Raw genomic sequence first — 2,618 nt, 5'->3', positions numbered from 1 at the left:
GGAAGTGATCGAGTAGACCCGCCAGTGGAGCACTCCCTGGATCTCCACTCCCACGCGGAGGTGATGTCCGGGTTGGTGGCCGGCCCAACCGCGGCCGGGCCGGATCAGCAGCGTGGTGGTATCCGCGGTCTCGCGCCTGACGCTTTCGACGCATCCGCGCGGCTCGGAAGCAGACCACAGGGGATTGACAAGTCCGAGGTAGTCCTCGGGCAGCAGGGGCGTGGTCAGCCACTCGGCTGCCCTCGCCAGCCGACGGCCGCACCAGGCTGTGGCGATCAACGTGACCTCCCGTGGTAGTCCCCCATCTGCACCGCGCCGCAGATGCAAGGGCGGACGGGCCGGCGATCCCGGACGACGACCCGTAGGGGACCGGCGCTGTCACGGTCGAAGGCGCGCGGACCGGGGCAGCGGGGTCGTCCGTTCACGCCCCATGGTGGGCAGCCCGAACAGACAGATTCGTGAACAGGGCCCCTGGTACATCCTCCTGCCGCCGGCGGCCAGCGCAAACCGGGAGAAGCAAGGCCGGCCGACCGCATCGGCCCCGGCGCCCCTGTGACGGGGCTGTACATACGCTTCAAGCCGCCGGCTCGCCCCGCGCCGGGCCGGCGGTCGGCCTTCATGGAGTCGTAACCGGGCCAGGGCTCGTCCCCGCGCAGGTCCGCGATCTTGTTCAGGACCGTGGAACGGCCCGCATGGGCCCGCTCGTAGCCGTCGATCGTGGCCAGGTCGGCCTGGGACAGGCGGGGCAGCCGGTCGGTGACCTCGATGGCGGTCAGTTCGCCGTAGCCGGGAATCGGCAGCTCGTTCTCCGCTACCGCGGCTCCCTTCAACTCGCTCCACATCCGGGTCACGCCGGGCAACCGCCGGATCGCACCCGCGACCGTCTCCCGCAGGCCAACCGGCACGGACCGCCTGGGTGGCCCCGGTGGAGCCGACCCGCTCCGCGGAGCGGCCGCCGTTCGAGGCTGCCACCGCCGTGGCGTGCTCTGCAAGGCTGCCGCCGAACGCTTGGAGCAGTTCCTTGTCGTGGCGGCGGATCGAGCCGAGCAGCTCCGCGCCGACGGCATCGTCGGCCTCCCGGGCGATGTTTTCGCCGGCCCGGCAGGTAGCCACGGCCGGGCAACCCGGGTGGCCTGCCCGGCGAAGTCACGCACCCGGTCGAGGGCATCCCGGAGCGGGTCGTGCGGCCGCAGCTGCTCCACGTGTTCATCGATGCTGCTGACATGGTCTTGGGCGTCGGCGACGTGGCGCTCCAGGATTTGCCGGTACTTCCCGGTGGGCGAAGCCGCCGCGATCAGCGGGCCCGGCCGCGAACCTGACCGGTTGCCCATCCGCCACCGTGCAGCCGCGCGTGTCAACCGGCGCCAGGGCGTTGACCCAAACGGGTGAAAGTACGGACTCCGTCACGGACTTCCAGCGACCCCGTGAAGGCACACGGGGAATGCTCCGGCTCATGGCCCAGCCACAGCATGCGATCGACCACAGTCACCACTGGGGCAACAGCTGCCCTGTCCTGCCCATCCAGCACGGCTTTCGTGAGCCAGCCACGGGATGAGTCAAAGCACCGCCGGTGCCGTCATCGCGGCCGCGCTCGGTCCTTTACGGGTCGGCCGGCGGTATAGAGACCGTCCGGCCGGCGACCGGCTCGGCCGCCCGGTGCGTTGCTTTGCTGCGGACCGAGCTCTGCCTTGCGGGGAGCCGCCGCTGGGCGATACCGGCGGCGGCTCCAGTTGTCATGCGATGAATATCTCCGCGAGTTCTGTGCGACGGTTCGTGCCGCACAGGAAATCACTCCTCATCTGAGGATTGCCCACTGTCGGTTGCTGTAGCTTCTGATTCCTCGGTTCCAGCTTCTTCGGGGCTCTCCTCGTCACCGCTCTCGACGGTTGGGGGGGCCTCCGCCTCGGTCGTCTCGGCTGCAGGCTCCTCACCTTCGGCAGGTGCGGTCTCGGCCTCGTCCGCCGAAGGGGTTTCAGGGGCCTCCGTCTCAGCCGCTTCAGCCGTCTCGGCTGCAGGCCGCTCACCTTCGGCAGGTGCGGTCTCGGCCTCGTCAGCCGAAGGGGGCTGCTGCGCGATGTCGCTCATGGTTCACCTCCTTCCCTTACTGGCAGGTGGGAAGACGCATGGGCATCGTCTACCCGGGTGCCATTCACGAACTAATAGGTATATTCACCTGGTTTGTCAGACTTATCCCTTCCTTATTGCTTGTCCGGAAGATTTTTTTCTGTCGGCGCAGCCAATTGAGGCGCACAGCTGCCGCTATTGCGGCAGGGCCGCTGGACTTCCGGTCCGGACGACGGCTGTGGTCCATTCGTCCGGGGTACCGGGCACGGTGGGGCACCGGCTGCTGGTGACGGTCCCGGGACGATCTCATGACCTTCCCGTCGATGCGGGAGAGGGGAATGCGACTCGCGGCTTTGTCACGCTCACCCGATCCGTCCGGGGGCACGGGCGGTGGCGGCGTTCTGCGGTTGCGTGCAAGGCGGTTGAGCGACAAAGGGCGGCCGCGGCGTGGATCCGGCGCTGGCATCGTCGGGGGCCGCAACGACGTTGATAGGTGGGAGCAGGCGAAGATTCCTACCGCTGGCAGTTCCAGCAGTTGACCGCTGGCGGCCATC

2 protein-coding genes and 1 pseudogene are annotated in these 2,618 nt (G+C 68.7%); all 3 read right to left on the bottom strand.

Translation table 11 applies throughout. The annotated features are described in order from the left end of the window. Positions 1-279: pseudogene (locus FCI23_RS59075) on the bottom strand (ferredoxin reductase); the annotation flags it as partial. Further along, positions 276-905 carry a hypothetical protein gene (locus tag FCI23_RS55155; protein WP_136731689.1) on the bottom strand — a complete coding sequence of 210 codons (630 nt, stop codon included), beginning with the start codon at positions 903-905 and terminating at the stop codon, positions 276-278. The pseudogene FCI23_RS59075 and the gene FCI23_RS55155, both read right to left, overlap by 4 nt. A gap of 883 nt (positions 906-1,788) precedes the next feature. After that, positions 1,789-2,085: a hypothetical protein gene (locus FCI23_RS55150; RefSeq protein ID WP_136731688.1), complete on the bottom strand. Its 297-nt coding sequence runs from the start codon at positions 2,083-2,085 to the stop codon at positions 1,789-1,791. Between the last annotated feature and the right edge of the window lie 533 nt (positions 2,086-2,618).

The sequence above is a fragment of the Actinacidiphila oryziradicis genome (genome assembly GCF_005047355.1).
Lineage (GTDB): Bacteria > Actinomycetota > Actinomycetes > Streptomycetales > Streptomycetaceae > Actinacidiphila > Actinacidiphila oryziradicis.
The sequence above is the reverse complement of the archived record's forward strand: the minus strand, read 5'-3'. Positions and strand labels throughout refer to the sequence as shown.

Bases quoted from the DNA above. Each gene is read 5' to 3' on its own strand.
- FCI23_RS55150 (WP_136731688.1), bottom strand. From the start codon at position 2,085: ATGAGCGACATCGCGCAGCAGCCCCCTTCGGCTGACGAGGCCGAGACC.